The following is a 17,171-nucleotide window of genomic DNA, read 5'->3' as shown; positions in this document are numbered from 1 at the left end:
AGATCCATCACACTGATTAAGGTAAGCTGTGCTCAATCGTCAATTAGTAACTGATGTTACGCGCGTAAAAGTAAATACGCATTTTTAAAATAATTTTTAAGCCTATTCGACGGAGTCTTACATCTAGGGCTTAAATAAAGGGATTACCCTTCGGCTGGAGGTACTCTTACGAAACGATGTTTCTCATTAGGCAAAATGAGAAGCAAAGCTTCGCAAGGAAACCATCTTGCGGTGCAATGCACCTCACCGACAAAACTCGTTCACTAGCGTCAAATTATTCAAAGTATTGCAAAAACATTTTTGATTAGAAGTAGTCCTGTCTCAAACACTTGCGGATGAACTTCCCGCGTATCGTACTTTTATTTGAATCAAATTACGCTCCTGATGTTAGTGCGTAACATCAGTTAGTAATAAGACTTACTATTCGATTGAGCATGCAAGAATGCCGGGATCAAACCTGTTAATGCAGCACGAATATCGGCACGTTCATTAATCAGCTGATGTGAACCTTCTTCAAGCATGAGAAGCGTCTGTAAACGGAATTTACGACGTATAAACTCAATGTTATAACGCCAATCCACCGTTTGATCCTGTGCGCCTTGAGCTAACCACACTGGAATACGACACGCAGGTCGTTCTTCCATTTCCTGCATCCATTTTGACATGGCCAAAATCCAATCCATCCCCATCATTCGAGGTTGTAGAGGATCCTTTAAACGTACAAAACGTAAAAACTCAGGGTTGTGATTATTCCGTCTAAAATGACGTGGCACTTCACGTTTAATACGACGAATAATGCCTAATCCAACCGAGTTATGCCACCATGCCGTTTTTGCAGGACGAATCAGCGGAGATAATAATAAAACCCGTTCGACATAAGGGTTTTTGCGATGTTCAGCAAAATCTAACAGATGATGCAGCCAAATCGCACCACCCGTACTCTGCCCAATCCCTAACCACGGTGTCGGTAATTGAGCTGCATGTTTCACATAACGATATACCGCTTCCAAAACTTGTTGGTAATGGTCAAAGTTTTGAATACTGGCTGGCGAGCCATTGCTTAGACCATGCCCCGGTAAATCATAGGTCAAAACACTAAAACCTTGATCTAAGAGCTCACGAATAATCGGCTGATATATTCCACTATGCTCTAAATAACCATGTAATAAAAATACAGTGCCTTTAATGACATCTGTTTCAGCCTTTAGTTTCGGTTGAAACACTTGTACATGTAGTTTGAACAAAGGCATTTCTACATAGCCTTGCCAATGTTCGCAGTTCAAGGCATCTAAGCCGTAGAGTCGTCGATAAGATTGTATTTCGACACTAGGCTCAAACGGCCGATTTAAATTTAGCGGTTCTAATAATTGTGGGGTTAATTCTCGACTTGGAACAGGAAGATCTAATTGTTTAAGGATCGAAGGATTAAGAAATGGGATATCTGACATTATGGGACCTCCCGACAGTCACTTGAGCCAAACCAAACGTCACGTAAGGTAGCTAATAATTCATAATTGGCACGACGACTATGGTCATAATTTTTTTCACTTGGTCGCCATGTGGTTAATGTCGTTGGCATAGGTGCAACAACAGGAACGGTTTCGATACCATTTAATGCAAATAAACGCCGTGTTCGAGGCATATGATATTGGTCGGTGATTAAAATAACCGTCGGTGCGCCGCCTTTTTTCTGTAAAAGTAACGAACTAAAGCGTGAATTTTCGCAAGTATTCATACTCCGGTTTTCAAGCAATTTCGCATCGACATCATATTGCTTTAACCAAGCTTGCATATACGGTGCTTCCACACCACTCAGTACAATCGGTAGCTTATGTGTGCGTTCGACATCGAGTGTTTTTTCCAGTCGAAGTCGTGTGTAGTCATTCACCACGATATCTTTATCATTTTTATCTAAAGTTAAGCCACCACCTAACACCACGATCGCATACGGATCTGCGGTTGGCTGCTTCAGGGTTTTATCTTTCATTTTGGCTAGATCAAGATAGGTTTCATCATCGATCGGTTCCGCTTCTGAAGCAGCTTGTTCAATTTCATGAGTTTTTAAGAACTCTGTATATTGCGTCATGAGTCCTTTATTTTCCGCACTATTGAGTTCGAGCAGCTCTTTCATTTTTTGAGCAGGATTTTCCGCCATTGCTTCAGAGGATGCCGCCTCGGATGCAGAAGGATTCAGCAAAGGAACTTTCGGTATGTCCTTTTGATTATCACTTATTTCTTTTTCATGTTCTTCTTCAATGAGCTGCTGTAAAGCCTTATAACGCGCTTGTATAAGGGTCAAGTCTTGAGGCTCATCAGACTGTATGGCTTGCTCCATGAGTTTTAAATACGCTTGGCGCGCGATCCATAAGTCAGAACCCGGCTCATAATTATCATCATCACTCAAAGCACCGAGTTTTTGACTTTGCGCTGCGAGCTGATTGACTTCTACAGGAACGAAATAATTTAAACTTTTAACGATCAATTTAGAATAAAACGGCGTATAGATAAAAATCATCAGACAGCCCAAAAGTACAAATAGCACTGCGGCAATTTGTACTAAGCGAACCATCCAATGTGTTTTATGCATAAATCTAAAACCTATGTTTTTATTAATCTGCGTGAGATCGAATCAAGCCATTTGTATCAAATAATACAGGCTCAGGATGTAGTTCAATATTAAATTTTTCAAAAACATCATGTTGTACAGCTTTGTAAGTTGTACGTACATCTTGCAGCGTGGCGTCCTGATAATTGACCAACACCAAAGCTTGCTTATGGAACATACCCACTGAACCCACAGATTTCCCTTTCCAACCCGCTTGATCAATCAACCAGCCAGCTGCCAGTTTTACCGCATTATTCGGTTGTGGATAATGGGGTAAATTTGGAAATTGCAGCGCAATTTGGTCAAAGGCTTGCTGGCTAATCACAGGATTTTTAAAGAAACTTCCGACATTTGGAAATTCTTTCGGATCTGGAAGTTTGGTTTGACGGATATGAATGACTTGTTGTTGTAGGTTTTCTGCACTTAAGTCTTCGCCTACCGCCTGCTTTAAATCACCATAATTTAATTTTAAATCGGCATGTTTTAAAAGTTTAAAAGTCACATGCGTAATAATAAAACGCTCTGGCTCATCTTTAAAAATACTATGGCGATATGAAAAATGACAATCGGCAGCGCTAATACTACTTTGCTGTTCTGTTACTCGGTCATAGACCTGCACAGATTCAATAAATTCACCCGCCTCAACACCATAAGCTCCAATATTTTGCACAGGTGAAGCACCGACTAAACCGGGTATCAATGCTAAATTTTGTAAGCCATAAAACTGGTGTGTCGTCGTCCAAAGTACAAAGTCATGCCACACTTGCCCTGCACCCACTTTTAAAGTTTGGGTTGCGGCATCGTCTTGTACATATTCAATACCTTGAATATCCATGTGCATCACTAAAGCATGTATTTGCTCAGGCAACAGCATATTACTGCCCCCTGAAAGCACCAATACATTTAATTGCTCAGCTTTGGCAAAGTCGAGCGCTGCTTGGATATCTTCGACAGATTGAACACGTACATAATGAGATGCAACAGCATCGAGGCTTAATGTATTAAATGGCTTAAGCTGAACCTGTGTTTGAATTTGCATTCTTAAACCTTAATTTTTTTGCTGTGCTTGTAACTGAGTTTTTAAATAATTGACCCAAGCCTGACTGCTAGATTCGCATTGATCTAATACATGTTCAAACCCTGCATCACCACCATAGTACGGATCTGGTACTTCTTGTTGCGGATATTGGTGATCATGTTGACTCATCAAAGACACTTGGGCACGTAGTTGACCGAATTGTTGCTGCGCCTTTTGCATGAGGTTTTGAATATTGTCTAAATTTTCGTAGTCCATGGCCAAAATCAAATCAAATTCAATAAAATCATGAACCGTTAACTGACGTGCGCGTAATGCAGATAAGTTATAGCCTCGTAATTTTGCATGCTGTTGGCTACGAAGATCAGGCGCTTTGCCCGGATGATAATTGCTCGTACCCGCAGAGTCGACGTGAATATTGAGTTGCGCTTCATCACAAAAATGTCTGAGAACCACTTCAGCCGTAGGTGAACGGCAAATATTTCCTAAACAAACACACAACACCTTATATGGCGTGCTGGATGACATAACAACCTCAAGACTACTTTTATTTCAAGCGTCTTATGTTAAGTTATTTACAGGATGAATCCTATATCAACACTCAAGAATAATGTTTATTTGGATATAAAAAATTAGGGATAAGCCAATGAGTCAATTTCAGTTTCAAACCGTCAGCAATATTATTTCAGGCTTAGGCTCTATTTCCCAACTGAGAGAGGTCCTAGGCGACTTTCAAGCCAAGCGTGTTATGCTTGTGACCGACCCCGGTATGTTGCAACAACAATTACATTTACCCATTTTGGATATTTTAGAAAGTATCCATCAAGATTATGTGATTTATTCCAGTATTCAAGCTGACCCTGCAGAACATATAGTTTTAGATGCAGTTCAATTTGCCAAGAATGAAAAAGTGGATTTGATTATTGGTTTTGGCGGTGGCAGTTCAATGGATGTAGCTAAAATTATTGCGATCTTGGCTCATCCTAAGCAAACACAGCAGATCAGTGATTTATATGGTGTAGCTAATGCAAAACGACCACGCTTACCGCTCATTTTGATTCCGACAACGGCAGGGACCGGCTCTGAAGTCACACCAATCTCTATCGTCACTACAGGTGAAACCACCAAAACAGGTATCGTCTCCCCTGTACTGTATGCCGATGTCTGTATCCTCGATGCGAACTTTACATTAAATCTTCCCGCACATATTACCGCAGCGACAGGTATCGATGCCATGGTGCATGCCATTGAAGCCTATACGTCAAAAATTAAAAAAAATCCGTATGCGGATATGCTCGCCAAACAAGCTTTGCGTTTATTAAATAAAAACTTAGCACTGGTTTTACAAGATGGACATAACCTCGAAGCGCGTCAGCACATGCTAGTCGGTTCAATGCTTGCAGGTCAGGCCTTTGCTAATGCACCAGTTGCAGCGGTGCATGCACTCGCCTATCCACTCGGTGGACACTTTCATCTCTCGCATGGTCATACCAATGCACTGGTTCTCGCTGAAGTGTTAAAGTTTAATGCACCTCAGGCCAAGCAGCATTATGCAGAACTTATGAGTTGGCTAGACCCATACAGTACGGGCTGTACCGATGGTTTATGTGATTTATTTATTGATCATATGCAAAATCATTTAGATCAGAGCGGTTTGGTGCTTAAACTCAGTCAACTCAATGTGCCTGAAAATATGCTCGATCGTTTAGCAGAAGATGCGCTATTACAAACACGACTATTACAAAATAATCCGCGAGAACTGCAGTTTGAAGACGCTCGCCAGATTTACCAATCAATTTATGCCTAAAGTTCACTCATTTTTGAAATAAAGAAAATACCAACGATGAAACCTGAAACTAAACACCGCCAAAACTATCGTTTTTTATTTCCAATCCAAACGCGTTGGGCAGACAACGATATGTATGGCCATGTCAATAATGTCACTTATTACAGCTATTTTGATACCGCTGCAAATGCGCTATTGATTCAACATGCCGGTTTTGATTTGCGAAATACCCCGATCATTGGTTTAGTGGTCGATTCAGCCTGCAGCTTTTTACAAGAACTGTCCTATCCAGAAATCATTGAAGTTGGAGTTGCGATTGAAAAAATTGGTAATTCTTCACTGCGCTATGACTTAGCCATTTTTAAACAAGGACAAAATGAGGCTGCAGCTCAAGGACATTTCGTGCATGTATTTGTTGACCGCCAAACACGAAAAAGCACCTCGATACCCGAAGATATGCGAGATGCTTTAACTCAATTTTTACTTTAATTTTTATATCCAGCTTGAAACTTATTTGAGCTGGATATTTTGCAACTCACCATCAAAGCTTTTGAGTAAGTCTTTCACAACAGGCTCAGCATGTAATAACTCATTTGCACGTGCAAAGGCTTTTTCCTTGCGGACATGTTGTAAAGCAAACGGTGTGGTTTCTTCGACATCTTCAAAGCTGATATGGAAACGACATTTTGACCATTGTGCATGAATGGCTTGTTCCAATACATGCTGCAATTGAGTCACTAAAGCTTCGTATCGCTTTGGAATATGGAAAGTCGATTCACCGTCAATCGTACCGCGCATGATGCCATGCTGAGCCAACTCTTGTACCGCAGGTGAAAGTTGACTATTTCGGAACCAATACTCCCACTTTTCGACCGTCCACTCACCTTCAAGGGTTTGAGGCTGTAAAGTCAAAATATCTTGTGGCATCAAGGTAGAGGATGAACCCGTTTGAACAGCATCCGAAGAAACTGAACTTTGCGTAACTTGTGGTGATGCTAGATCAAAACCATTGTCGCCTTGAGCACCCGAAACGGATTCATTCACCTCATGCTGTGGCTCAACTACATCTGTCAAATGTGGCTGAGTCGTTTCAGTCTGTGTACTTGTTGACTCTAAAGCTGTTGATTCTAAAGGTGCAATATCTTCAAAATTTATAGCGCTTACATCAACTTCTTCAGTTTCAGTACTCGGCGTCGGATCTAAATCAAATAATGTATCTTCTGCCACGGCATCCATAACAAGCGTGTCATTTTGCTGTGTCGCTACAGATTCAACAGATGCAACCTCTTGCGTATCTAGAGTGCCATTTGATGTAGATGCTGTAGAAGTTTGGCTAATCACATCCTCTTCAGGATCATCTAAAAAATCATCAGATGAAGGTTCATCGACTGCAGGTGCAGAAACATAGCCATCATCGTCATCATAATGTGAATCATCAAAATCATCGAAAGCTGGCGATGTGTCTACAGCGGGTACAGCTTCAGGCTGCTCAACAGTGGCAACCTGTGCAGCAGACTCAACAACGGTATTGGGTTGCTGCAAAGACTGTGTTTGAGTCGGCTGAACTGTTTCGGCCTGATTTTGAGCAAGCTGTGGCTGTGCGGCTGACTCTTGCTGTACGGCAGAGGCCAACATTTCGTTTGGCTGTAATGGTCGGAATGCTAATAGACGCAGCACACACATCTCAAAACCTTGCTCTTGCGTGACTGCCAACTGCAAGTCTGCCCGACCTTTGCATGCGACTTGATAATACAACTGCAAATCTTGAGCTGAAATCAACTGCGACAATTGCATAATTTTTTGATTGATCTCAGCGCTATATTTCAACGCTAAGTCTGGCAAGTATTGTAATAATGCCAGTTCATGCAAAGTCGAAATCAACTGATCTAATACCAGTGAAACATCCAGTGCTTGTTGGCGGAATTGCATGAGTAAAGCACTCACGCGTTCACGCTGATTTTGATGAATGGCTAAAATCAAATCATAAATGATCGTACGGTCAATTAGGCCCAACATGTCTTTAACATCTTGGTGCTGAATTGAACCCTGACCATAGGCAATCGCTTGATCAGTTAGTGACAATGCATCACGCAGTGAACCTTGAGCCGATTCAGCAATTTGCCAAATCGCATCTTGCTCCGCTTGAATTTGTTCTTTTTGTAAAATATCGGTCAGATGCGTGGTGATTTCATCCACGGCTAAAGGACGCAAAGTAAATTGCAAGCAACGTGAAATGACAGTAATCGGTAATTTTTGAGGATCTGTAGTAGCAAATAAGAACTTCACATGCTCTGGCGGTTCTTCTAGAGTCTTTAATAACGCATTAAATGAATGCGTAGAGAGCATATGCACTTCATCGATCAGATAAACTTTGAAGCGACCTTGGGTTGGTGCATAAGGAACATTGTCGAGAAGTTCTCGGGTATCTTCAACCTTGGTCCGTGATGCCGCATCGATTTCAATTAAATCAATAAAACGGCCTTCATTTACTGCTTTACACGTTGGGCAGACTTCACACGGGGTTGATGTTACACCCGTTTCACAGTTCAGACATTTTGCCAAAATACGGGCAATGGTAGTTTTACCCACGCCTCGAGTACCTGTAAATAAATACGCATGATGTAACCGACCACGTTCTAAGGCACTGGTAAGTGCGCGTGACACATGGTTTTGCCCCACGAGTTCAATGAAATTTCGTGGACGGTATTTTCGTGCAAGTACTTGATACATGTATGCTCCTTTTTACAGGTGTAAGCATACTGTTTTTTTGTCTAATAGTGAAATAAATGGCAGAGTTTGGACAATAAAAGTCCGATCTTGAGCTATCACAATGATCAGGTAAATTTAATATAAATTACGAATGCTTAAACTGATTTATTTAAAAGGAAATCACTCTGCATTTGATAGCGTTTCGCCGTCTGGTCTTCACGAATTTCTAGCAATTGCTGCTCCAAATCTACATACAATAGATTGCGCGTTTGCACATTCATAAGTTCAAGCTGCTGCTTTGATTCATCTTTAAAACGAATTACACCTTTTAGCACTTCTACTTCGTTATGACCACTTAGACTTTCACGAGTGAGCGTATAGGTTTGGTCTTCATGTAGCTCTAGAGCCACAGCCATGCCAGGACAATCTTCACAACGAGAAATACAGCCCATACACGGCGTGGTACCTTTAAAATCACCGACCCATGCAGCTTGCTGTTTTTCGGCAGTAATCGCTTCTATCTCTTTTGCTTTCGTTTGAGTTGAATCCTGACAACCCAACATTGCCGACGTTGCTACTAAGGGAATCAAAACAACTTTTTTCATAGGGATATCACAGCAATCTAAAACTGCGTGGGAAAATAGCATATTTTTCACATTTCCCCAATTTCTGTTCTATCCCGAAGTATCTTAAAGCCAGCCCTTACGTCCTTTAAGTGCTTTGTCTGCACAGCGAAGCGTTTCTTGAGTTAAGCCCCATAAGCGATAATCGCCGGTGATTGAACCCGTCGCAAAGTTATGTGTATATGCAAAACTTAAATAACGCTGCGGATCGCACCAGGCCCCAGAACCATTAAAACCAATATGTCCAAAACCTTGACTAGATTTGCCTAAAGTTAAAATTCGATGATATCCCAAACGCCAATTCATCGGTAAAGGCATAATACGATCACGTTTTTTATATTGAATTTTACTTAAAGATTCAAAAACTTGTGGCGTGATTAAGGTCTGTCCCTGCCACTGCCCTTGGTTAGCCAGCATTGCATAGATTTTCGCTAAACTATTGGCACTAAATACACCAGTAGCCGCAGGTATAATGGCTTGTAAACCCTCATCACTAAAAAATGAGAACTTGCGCATTCCTTTAGGAATCATACCATCTTGAAAGTCTTGCAAATTTTGTCCAGAAAGTTGCAGAAGCTGATCAAAGATTGACGGTTTTCGTGTCTCTGTCTTTTTTTTCGTTGTCTGCGCTTGGGTATTTTCTTGTGCAGATGTATCTACAGCACGTTCTACTTGTTTCTTTTTCGGAATCAAGCGAGCAACCTCACTAAGTTGATGCTCTGGTACGCCAAAAAATGCATGATCCAATGCCAAAGGCTCAACCAAATAGTGTTGCATCAATTCAGCAAGCGGTCGACCTGTGGCCTTTTCAAGTATACCACCCACTTGCCAACCGAAGGTTAAAGGTTGATATGCCGCATCAGTCGTCGGCTCAAAACGTGGCTTAGCTTGTTCGATGACATTAAGCATATGTGGCCAATCTGCCATTTCAGATGCCGTTTCAATGATATTACGGATATCGTATAAACCACTTTGGTGACTCAGCATGTGCCTTAATGTGATATCCGACTTGCCATTTTGAGCAAACTCCGGCCAATATGCTGCAACGGGAGTATCGTAATCAAGAAAGCCTTCGCTCACTAAAATATGTGCAAGCGTTGCAAGTACACCTTTACCCGAGGAATAACAGACCGAGGGTGTATTGGCCTGCCAAGCTTCTTCGGCTGACTTTTTACCAGTCCAAATATCTACGACTTTTTGACCTTTAAAATATACCACTAAGGCTGCTCCGCCTAAGTGGCTTCGAGCATCCTGCATCCGGCTAAATTGCGCCGCCAAATCTTGAAACGCCTCGTCGACTGTACCTTGATAATTATTCTTCTGTGCAAATAGATATTCTTTGAGCGCCTGCATCATCATTCCTTTGAATATGAATCGCTTGAGATTAAAACAAAAAAGCCTAAACCGATATCGATTTAGGCTTAAGTCTTAAAGTGCCTTCACATTTCCCGCGACATGCGGTTTTTTGTTCTTACTATTTCGAATGGCAAACTCTGTATCTTTACCCGTTTGTGCAGTAAGGAACTCAACTTGAGAAGGTAAGTACATTGGTAATTTAAACCATACATCTGCTTCATAGGCATCTGGCAAAGTTAAGCTCGACAAAGCTTTGGCTTTACTCCACATACCATGTGCAATGGCTTGTTTAAAACCAAACGCTTTTGCTGTTACAGCATGAATATGAATTAAGTTAAAGTCACCAGAAGTCAACGCATAACGGCGACCGGTATTTTCAGAAACATTCCATTCAGCTTGAACTTGCAACTCTGCTGGCTTTGTTTCGGTAGATTTTGCCGCAGCTTTGTTCTCTGTTTTTTGACGTGCTAAATACGTGGTTAATGATTCTACAACCACTTCATCGCCCACTTTTGCAGTGGTAATAAAGTCAAATTGCACGCCTTTATCATGTGGCTGTAATTCACCAAATTTGCATGACAATGACAGTGTTTCATTCACACCGACTTTGCGATATTGCTTCACTTGGTTACGAATATGTACCAAACCTAAGATCGCAAAAGGAAAAGCTTCCGTGGTCATCATATGCATTTGCAAACTTTGAGAAAGCACAGCCAAATAAATCGCTGGGATATAACCATTGTTTTTAAAGCCACACACTTCGTTATAGGCTTTTAAATGCTTTTGATCGACCTTAAATGAATCCACCACATATTCAACTTGCGGCAGCACTTTTTCAGCTTTAGGCTTTTTAAAAATCAAGCCTTGAATCACTTTTGGATAGGCTAAATAAGGTTTTGGAAGTTGACTAAAATGGCGAGTATTCATACTAAACCTTTGGAAGTTTTATCTTTATAAAGTTCCCTTCCTTTTAAAGAAGGATATTTTAAATCCCCCTCATCCCCCTTTGATAAAGGGGGACTTCTCCTCTCTTTTTCAAAGGGAGGTCGGGAGGGATTAATTAAGCCCCTAACAAGCTTTGACCACACACACGTACCACATTACCGTTCAAGCCTGTCGATGCCGTTGAAGCAAACATCGCAATCGTTTCAGCAACGTCTACAGGTAAACCACCTTGACTCATCGAGTTCATACGACGACCTGCTTCACGGATTGCAAATGGAATCGCAGCAGTCATTTGCGTTTCAATGAAGCCTGGAGCAACAGCATTAATGGTTACGCCATTTTTCAATAATGGAGCAGTAAATTTAACCACACCAACAACACCTGCTTTAGAAGCAGCATAATTGGTTTGACCTAAGTTACCTGCGATACCTGAAATAGAAGATACGCACACAATACGACCATTTGCATTGAAGCCATCATTTTCAAGAAGGTAATCATTTACACGCTCAATCGCAGACAAGTTAATGTTAATCACCAAGTCCCAAAGCTCAGGTTTCATATTGGCCAAAGTTTTGTCACGGGTAATCCCTGCATTGTGCACGATGATATCCAAACCACCTTGAGCAGCTGCAGCCGCTTTGATTTTTTCACCGGCATCGTTTGCAGTAATATCAATCGCGAGCGTAGAACCGCCAATTTCACCTGCAACACGGTCAAGATCTGCTTGCTGCTGTGGAACGTCTAAACAAATCACATGCGCGCCATCACGTGACAATACATGTGCGATTGCTTCACCAATACCACGGCTTGCACCTGTTACAACAGCTGTTTTGCCTGCAAGCGGCTTATTCCAATCAACATCCACAACATCTGCTTTAGATACACGAATCACCTGACCCGATACATAAGCTGAACGTGGTGAAATTACAAAACGTAATGCAGATTCTAAGTTTGCTTCAGCACCTTCGTCCACATAGACTAACTGTGCAGCAATCCCTTTCTTAAACTCTTTACCGACTGATTTTACAAAACCTTCTAATGCACGTTGTGCAATGGCTTGTTTCACAGTTTTCGCAGTTTCTGGTGTTGTACCAACAACGACAACGCGACCAGACGCCTGAATTTGACGCGCGATTGGGTTAAAAAATGCATATAAGACATGCAGTTGTTCTGAGTTTTGAATACCTGAAGCATCAAATACCACAACTTTAAACTTAGACTCTTTATCGCCTTCGTTAAATGCGCTTAAGTTTAGACCTGATTTTGCCGCAGCTTGTTGTAATTCAGCATTATTACCTGCATAGCTATTGGCATGAATATTTGCCAAGACTTGTGCAATAGCACCAGATAATGTTGAAGCAGGCGCTGCACCGAATAAAACCGCACCTTTAACTACAGGTGTTGCAGACTCAAAACGCTCTAAAAAAGTCGGTGATGGTAAACCTAAATTTTTGATGACAAATTTACCAATAGGAGATTTTGCAAATGTTTGGTATTGATCAGTCATGTTTATTATCTCTCATACAGATTAATTTTTGATGGATCTGAAGATATCCCTTTAACTTCAAGATGATGTCAGATACTTATATTTCAATAGTTCCATCAGTTTCCATGGAATCATACTTGAGTTAAACCGCAGATGGCTTGACCTGAATGCTTTAGCGAATGTCATTTTAGTCAATTTACCCCTTTGGTGAATATGCTAATGTAGCCGTCAAGAAGATCATCAACATGCTTGGAAAAGCCTTATGAGCAAAACAACTCAAGAAAATCCAGCAGTCGAAAGTCCGACTACGGAAACTGTGTCAAATACATCAAAGAGTACGCCACGTAGCGCTAAAAGTACGGGCACAGCAACCAAGTCTACAAGTGATGCCGCTAAAACGAGCCGTCCTCGTCGTGCATCTACGCGCACTAAGACACCCGCTTCAAACCCTAAAACAGCTTTAAAATCAACAACTCAAACGTCTGTTCAACAGGATAATACCATGAGTCAAAACACAGTTCGCCGCGTTGCTATTATCGGTGGTAATCGTATTCCTTTCGCTCGTTCTAACGGCGCTTACTTCACTGCATCAAACAGCGATATGTTCACAGCTGCATTAAATGGTCTTGTTGAACGTTTCAACCTTCAAGGTCAACGCCTTGGTGAAGTTGTTGCTGGTGCCGTGTTAAAACATAGTCGTGACTTTAACATGACCCGTGAGTGTGTACTCAATACCGAACTTGCTCCTGAAACACCTGCTTACGATATTCAACAAGCATGTGGTACTGGTTTACAAGCAGCTTTCTTGGTTGCTAACAAAATCGCATTGGGTCAAATCGAAGTGGGTGTTGCTGGTGGTGTAGATACAACCTCTGATGCACCGATCGCTTTTGGTGATGGCTTACGTAAAGCTTTACTTGAATTGAATATTGCTAAAACAGGTAAAGACCGCCTAAAAGCATTAACTAAAATTAATGTTAAAGATTTGATGGATGCACCGAAGAACGGTGAACCACGTACAGGTCTTTCTATGGGTGACCATCAAGCAATTACAACGCTTGAATGGGGTATCTCTCGTGAAGCGCAAGATGAACTTGCTGCATCTTCGCATCAAAAAATGGCAGCTGCTTATGAAGAAGGTTTCTTCGATGACCTTATTACGCCATTCCTTGGTTTAGAGCGTGACAACAACTTACGTGCAGACTCATCAGTAGAAAAACTTGCGAAGTTAAAACCAGCGTTTGGAAAAGGCGATGCACGTACGATGACTGCGGGTAACTCGACTCCACTGACTGATGGTGCGTCATGTGTCCTTCTTGCATCAGAAGAATGGGCAAAAGCAAACGGTCACGAAGTTCTTGCTTATTTAACTTTCCAAGAAACAGCGGCGGTTGACTTTGTAGAGAAAAAAGAAGGCTTATTGATGGCGCCAGCGTATGCAGTACCTCGTATGCTAGAACGTGCAGGTATTACGCTACAAGATTTCGATTACTATGAAATTCATGAAGCGTTTGCATCTCAAGTATTGTCTACACTGAAAGCTTGGGAAGATCCTAAATTCTGTAAAGAACGTTTAGGCTTAGATGCACCATTGGGTTCAATTGATCGTTCTAAATTGAACGTGAAAGGTTCATCTCTTGCTGCAGGCCACCCATTTGCTGCAACTGGTGGTCGTATTATTGCAACTGCTGCAAAACTATTGAACCAAAAAGGTTCAGGCCGTGTACTCGTATCAATTTGTGCTGCGGGTGGTCAAGGCGTAACAGCGATTATTGAAAAATAATCCTTTATGCTTTAAAGCAAAAAACCGCTCTTATGAGCGGTTTTTTATTTCAGAGATTTCATAATTTTTAGAAACGATAACCGACACCTAAATAAGTAATGATGGGATCAATATCGATCTTTGTCGTTGCATGAATTAACTGTTCACCGGTCGTTTGGTTAATCACATCGATCTTGGTCTTATTATTTAACTTTGCATAAGACACTGAAGCTGCTGTAAACCAATTTGGGGTGAAGTCATAGGTAAAACCGAGTGTGACAATTGGAGCAATCGCATCATCCGCATCGACATCGACCACCATTTTACCTGATGATTCTTTACCGTCTAATGCAGCACCTGCAAGATTATCCTTAATATTTTGAATCATATGCCCTGCAGCAATTAAGTCAGATTCAATACCTTTATTGAGTTCAATATCATTAAAATACGCATACATAATCCCTGCACCTACATAAGGTCTGAATTTATTCACGCCCGATTTTCCAAATTGATACTGAGCTTGAAATGCTGGCGTCCAAGCACGCGCTGTTGCTGCTTTACCATAAGCATCCAGATTGGTAATTGGTACATCATAATCCAAAGGTAAACCGTCCGGAAACAGCAAACCAGCAAGACCTCCCGGCATTGCATTGCCAGATAAAGGTGCCGTAATCATCCCTTTCCCTTGAATATCCACTTTGGGAGGAATACCGCCAATCATCTGTAAGGATACGTTGTCATTGATATAATAATTGACCATCAAACCTAAAGTATCAACATCCTCTGCTTCTAGACCAGTGCCTCCTGCTGACCAATTTTCCAATCCATATAATGTCGATGTCCCTGCAATATCTGGTTTGATATTGCCTTTGCCATCTGTCATGAGTCCATTAATAAAACTATCTTCTAATAATGTTCCTAAAGTCTCCTTTAAATTTACTGTGTTATCACCGTCTTGAATCGTTGCATTTGGGTCAATTGCTTGTAAAAAACCCTCTTCACTAATGCTTCCAACTTTGGCCTGTGTCCCATTTGCCACAGAAGTATTAATGTTAAAAGGATTCGCCTTTCCTTGCGGCATCACGTGTAACCAACCTGCAGATACAGAAAAGCGCTTAAAGTTACCATCTGCAAATGTAAATTGTGTAAGCCCAAGTAAAACAACAGGTGTGACAATTTTTATCAATTTCATATGCTAACTCCTTGTTTTGCATATTTTTTTAATTAATTTATAAAAACATTCTTTGTTCTTATATTTAAAAGTTATGTAATTATTCTAACTTTTTATAGTTAGTTTATGTTTTTATATATTATTATTTGTTAAATATTGCACTATTTTGATGCAAAAAAGGCCTGTATTTATCAGTACAGGCCAATGTGATTTTCTTATTGAAATTTAACGATATTGTGGTTGGTAGCCCAAGTGCGCCTCGATCTGGTCATAGCACCATTGGAAAATAAATGTGTAGACTAAAATGCACATGGTCATACTAAAATCGAGCAAAATCGCCTGCCATAAGGTCATATGCATGGCATAAGCCACCATTGGGATGGTTGCAAGCATTAAGCCGCCTTCAAATCCAATCGCATGTAAAACACGTACACCAAAGGTTCTTTTTAACTTTCTTTTTGCTTCAAATTTTTCAAAATAATGATTAAAAATCATGTTCCAAATCACAGAAGTCACCGCCATCGCAATACCTAGCGTACCTGTCACCTCCATCGGAACTTTAAAAATAAAACTTAACGCAATAGCAATGATCACCAATAGGATGATCTCATAGCTTAGCGCATGAATAATCCTTCTCTTGGAAATCGTCATTTTGAAACACTCTATCATTTGTAAAAAACTTATTTTATTTTTATATTATTGATTAATCGAGTTAGTTTCTTTCAATATTATTGAAAGGTTGTATTCCTTTATTTTTCTGTATGCTCATGAATATTAATCAAGAACAACTGATGATTTTTAAAACAGTCATGGAAACAGGATCATTTTCCGCAGCTGCCAGACAACTCGGCAAAGTGCCTTCAGCGGTCAGCATGTCCATTGCCAATTTCGAAATTGATCTCAACCTTAAACTGTTTGAGCGCGTTGGTCGTGAACCTGTGCCCACAGCTCAAGCGCTTAACCTGTATGAAAAAACTGAACAATTATTGATAGAAATCAATCAGTGGAAACAGCATGCAATTGCGCTGAGTCATGGTTTAGAGTCATCACTGAATATCGTGGTGGTATCAGAACTGCTTCATACGCAGTGGACCGACTATATCTCTTTGCTAGAAACTCATTTTCCATCTTTGCAAATCAATATTTTTTCTGCGCCTCAAGAAGATGCTCAAAAGATGTTATTACAGGGTCAAGCGCAGCTTGCTCTTATGTTTGAACGTGAACAGCTTGAGAGTTATGAACAATTTGTCGAATTGAAGCGTGAAGCATTGGTTCCTGTTGCTGCGACAAAACATGCCCTGTCGAAATTTAAGCAAGTCAGTTTTGAGCAAATTTTGCAAAGTCGGCAAATCGTGGTTGCAAGTCGTGATAAAAGCATTAAACCAGAATTGTTATTTTCCAAACACAGTTGGCGTACAGATAACCACCACTCTGCTTGTTCGATGATTATTCAAGGTCTGGGTTGGGGTGTGCTTCCATTAGAGATGTTTAATGAAAATCCGACGCTCAAAGATCAACTCAAAATCTTAAGCTTTCAAGATTTCACACCCAAATTTGAATATTTCGTCGACTTGGTCTGGAACCGTGAAAAACCACTGGGCTCGGCTGCTCATTTTTTGATTAATCACATCCGAAATTCACGAAAAACTACGATTTAGACTGCCTAATTGGGCGTTTTTTGGTTGGGTTCTA

At 40.9% G+C, this 17,171-nt stretch carries 15 protein-coding genes; 4 read left to right on the top strand and 11 right to left on the bottom strand.

Going from position 1 to position 17,171, the window contains the following annotated elements; all coding sequences use genetic code 11:
* Nucleotides 1–404: 404 nt before the first annotated feature.
* The 4 genes from FTV38_RS06665 to FTV38_RS06650 are packed head-to-tail and all read right to left on the bottom strand — an operon-like array spanning nucleotide 405 to nucleotide 4,169.
* On the bottom strand, nucleotides 405–1,448 hold the full coding sequence (locus tag FTV38_RS06665; RefSeq protein WP_168377747.1) for an alpha/beta hydrolase: 1,044 nt from the start codon (nucleotides 1,446–1,448) through the stop codon (nucleotides 405–407).
* Entirely contained in the window at nucleotides 1,448–2,587 is a 1,140-nt protein-coding gene (locus FTV38_RS06660; RefSeq protein ID WP_168377748.1) for a YdcF family protein, read from the bottom strand. Before FTV38_RS06660 ends, FTV38_RS06665 begins: the two co-directional genes overlap by 1 nt.
* 22 nt (nucleotides 2,588–2,609) lie before the next feature.
* Nucleotides 2,610–3,644 (bottom strand): UDP-N-acetylmuramate dehydrogenase, encoded by a 1,035-nt coding sequence (gene murB / locus FTV38_RS06655; RefSeq protein ID WP_180022008.1) that lies wholly within the window; start codon nucleotides 3,642–3,644, stop codon nucleotides 2,610–2,612.
* 9 nt (nucleotides 3,645–3,653) lie between these two features.
* Nucleotides 3,654–4,169, bottom strand: coding sequence for a low molecular weight protein-tyrosine-phosphatase (locus FTV38_RS06650; protein WP_111884272.1), 516 nt, complete (start codon nucleotides 4,167–4,169; stop codon nucleotides 3,654–3,656).
* Between the two features lie 118 nt (nucleotides 4,170–4,287).
* Here FTV38_RS06650 and FTV38_RS06645 point away from each other — a divergent pair, with 118 nt between their 5' ends.
* Together FTV38_RS06645 and FTV38_RS06640 are read left to right on the top strand one after the other, a co-directional pair.
* Complete coding sequence (locus FTV38_RS06645; RefSeq protein WP_180022007.1) at nucleotides 4,288–5,448, top strand: iron-containing alcohol dehydrogenase; 1,161 nt, start codon at nucleotides 4,288–4,290, stop codon at nucleotides 5,446–5,448.
* A 36-nt stretch (nucleotides 5,449–5,484) separates the two neighbouring features.
* The gene (locus FTV38_RS06640; RefSeq protein WP_180022006.1) at nucleotides 5,485–5,916 is read left to right on the top strand and encodes a thioesterase family protein; all 432 of its coding nucleotides are present in this window, start codon (nucleotides 5,485–5,487) and stop codon (nucleotides 5,914–5,916) included.
* A 21-nt stretch (nucleotides 5,917–5,937) separates the two neighbouring features.
* On the opposite strand, the gene dnaX is transcribed toward FTV38_RS06640, so the two are convergent.
* The 5 genes from dnaX to FTV38_RS06615 all read right to left on the bottom strand — a co-directional run bounded on the left by dnaX (nucleotide 5,938) and on the right by FTV38_RS06615 (nucleotide 12,567).
* Nucleotides 5,938–8,157, bottom strand: a complete 2,220-nt coding sequence (gene dnaX, locus FTV38_RS06635) for a DNA polymerase III subunit gamma/tau (protein WP_180022005.1) — start codon at nucleotides 8,155–8,157, stop codon at nucleotides 5,938–5,940.
* Between the two features lie 134 nt (nucleotides 8,158–8,291).
* A complete protein-coding gene (locus FTV38_RS06630; protein ID WP_180022004.1) occupies nucleotides 8,292–8,741 on the bottom strand; it encodes a copper resistance protein NlpE N-terminal domain-containing protein in 450 nt (149 codons plus the stop codon).
* Between the two features lie 84 nt (nucleotides 8,742–8,825).
* Complete coding sequence (locus FTV38_RS06625; RefSeq protein ID WP_180022003.1) at nucleotides 8,826–10,112, bottom strand: serine hydrolase; 1,287 nt, start codon at nucleotides 10,110–10,112, stop codon at nucleotides 8,826–8,828.
* Between the two features lie 75 nt (nucleotides 10,113–10,187).
* Nucleotides 10,188–11,042, bottom strand: a complete 855-nt coding sequence (locus FTV38_RS06620; protein ID WP_180010377.1) for a MaoC/PaaZ C-terminal domain-containing protein — start codon at nucleotides 11,040–11,042, stop codon at nucleotides 10,188–10,190.
* Nucleotides 11,043–11,175: 133 nt separating this feature from the next.
* On the bottom strand, nucleotides 11,176–12,567 hold the full coding sequence (locus FTV38_RS06615) for a 3-oxoacyl-ACP reductase (RefSeq protein ID WP_180022002.1): 1,392 nt from the start codon (nucleotides 12,565–12,567) through the stop codon (nucleotides 11,176–11,178).
* 241 nt (nucleotides 12,568–12,808) lie between these two features.
* On the opposite strand from FTV38_RS06615, the gene FTV38_RS06610 reads away from it, so the two are divergent.
* Nucleotides 12,809–14,329 carry an acetyl-CoA C-acetyltransferase gene (locus FTV38_RS06610; RefSeq protein ID WP_180022001.1) on the top strand — a complete coding sequence of 507 codons (1,521 nt, stop codon included), beginning with the start codon at nucleotides 12,809–12,811 and terminating at the stop codon, nucleotides 14,327–14,329.
* Between the two features lie 67 nt (nucleotides 14,330–14,396).
* Here the strand turns inward: FTV38_RS06610 and FTV38_RS06605 are convergent, their stop codons facing one another.
* Together FTV38_RS06605 and aceI are read right to left on the bottom strand one after the other, a co-directional pair.
* Nucleotides 14,397–15,500, bottom strand: coding sequence for an OmpW family protein (locus FTV38_RS06605; protein ID WP_180007892.1), 1,104 nt, complete (start codon nucleotides 15,498–15,500; stop codon nucleotides 14,397–14,399).
* A 204-nt stretch (nucleotides 15,501–15,704) separates the two neighbouring features.
* Nucleotides 15,705–16,130 (bottom strand): chlorhexidine efflux PACE transporter AceI, encoded by a 426-nt coding sequence (gene aceI / locus FTV38_RS06600; RefSeq protein ID WP_168377760.1) that lies wholly within the window; start codon nucleotides 16,128–16,130, stop codon nucleotides 15,705–15,707.
* A 116-nt stretch (nucleotides 16,131–16,246) separates the two neighbouring features.
* Here aceI and FTV38_RS06595 point away from each other — a divergent pair, with 116 nt between their 5' ends.
* Nucleotides 16,247–17,137, top strand: a complete 891-nt coding sequence (locus FTV38_RS06595) for a LysR family transcriptional regulator (protein ID WP_111884264.1) — start codon at nucleotides 16,247–16,249, stop codon at nucleotides 17,135–17,137.
* Nucleotides 17,138–17,171: the final 34 nt, after the last annotated feature.

The organism is Acinetobacter sp. YH16044 (genome assembly GCF_013417145.1).
Taxonomy (GTDB): domain Bacteria; phylum Pseudomonadota; class Gammaproteobacteria; order Pseudomonadales; family Moraxellaceae; genus Acinetobacter; species Acinetobacter amyesii.
This window is presented reverse-complemented; position numbering and strand designations above follow the sequence as displayed.

Coding starts and splice junctions, on each gene's coding strand:
- FTV38_RS06665 (WP_168377747.1), bottom strand. CDS start 1,448: ATGTCAGATATCCCATTTCTTAATCCTTCGATCCTTAAACAATTAGAT.
- FTV38_RS06625 (WP_180022003.1), bottom strand. CDS start 10,112: ATGCAGGCGCTCAAAGAATATCTATTTGCACAGAAGAATAATTATCAA.
- FTV38_RS06620 (WP_180010377.1), bottom strand. CDS start 11,042: ATGAATACTCGCCATTTTAGTCAACTTCCAAAACCTTATTTAGCCTAT.
- FTV38_RS06640 (WP_180022006.1), top strand. CDS start 5,485: ATGAAACCTGAAACTAAACACCGCCAAAACTATCGTTTTTTATTTCCA.
- aceI (WP_168377760.1), bottom strand. CDS start 16,130: ATGACGATTTCCAAGAGAAGGATTATTCATGCGCTAAGCTATGAGATC.
- FTV38_RS06605 (WP_180007892.1), bottom strand. CDS start 15,500: ATGAAATTGATAAAAATTGTCACACCTGTTGTTTTACTTGGGCTTACA.
- FTV38_RS06645 (WP_180022007.1), top strand. CDS start 4,288: ATGAGTCAATTTCAGTTTCAAACCGTCAGCAATATTATTTCAGGCTTA.
- FTV38_RS06610 (WP_180022001.1), top strand. CDS start 12,809: ATGAGCAAAACAACTCAAGAAAATCCAGCAGTCGAAAGTCCGACTACG.
- FTV38_RS06595 (WP_111884264.1), top strand. CDS start 16,247: ATGAATATTAATCAAGAACAACTGATGATTTTTAAAACAGTCATGGAA.
- murB (WP_180022008.1), bottom strand. CDS start 3,644: ATGCAAATTCAAACACAGGTTCAGCTTAAGCCATTTAATACATTAAGC.
- FTV38_RS06615 (WP_180022002.1), bottom strand. CDS start 12,567: ATGACTGATCAATACCAAACATTTGCAAAATCTCCTATTGGTAAATTT.
- FTV38_RS06650 (WP_111884272.1), bottom strand. CDS start 4,169: ATGTCATCCAGCACGCCATATAAGGTGTTGTGTGTTTGTTTAGGAAAT.
- dnaX (WP_180022005.1), bottom strand. CDS start 8,157: ATGTATCAAGTACTTGCACGAAAATACCGTCCACGAAATTTCATTGAA.
- FTV38_RS06630 (WP_180022004.1), bottom strand. CDS start 8,741: ATGAAAAAAGTTGTTTTGATTCCCTTAGTAGCAACGTCGGCAATGTTG.
- FTV38_RS06660 (WP_168377748.1), bottom strand. CDS start 2,587: ATGCATAAAACACATTGGATGGTTCGCTTAGTACAAATTGCCGCAGTG.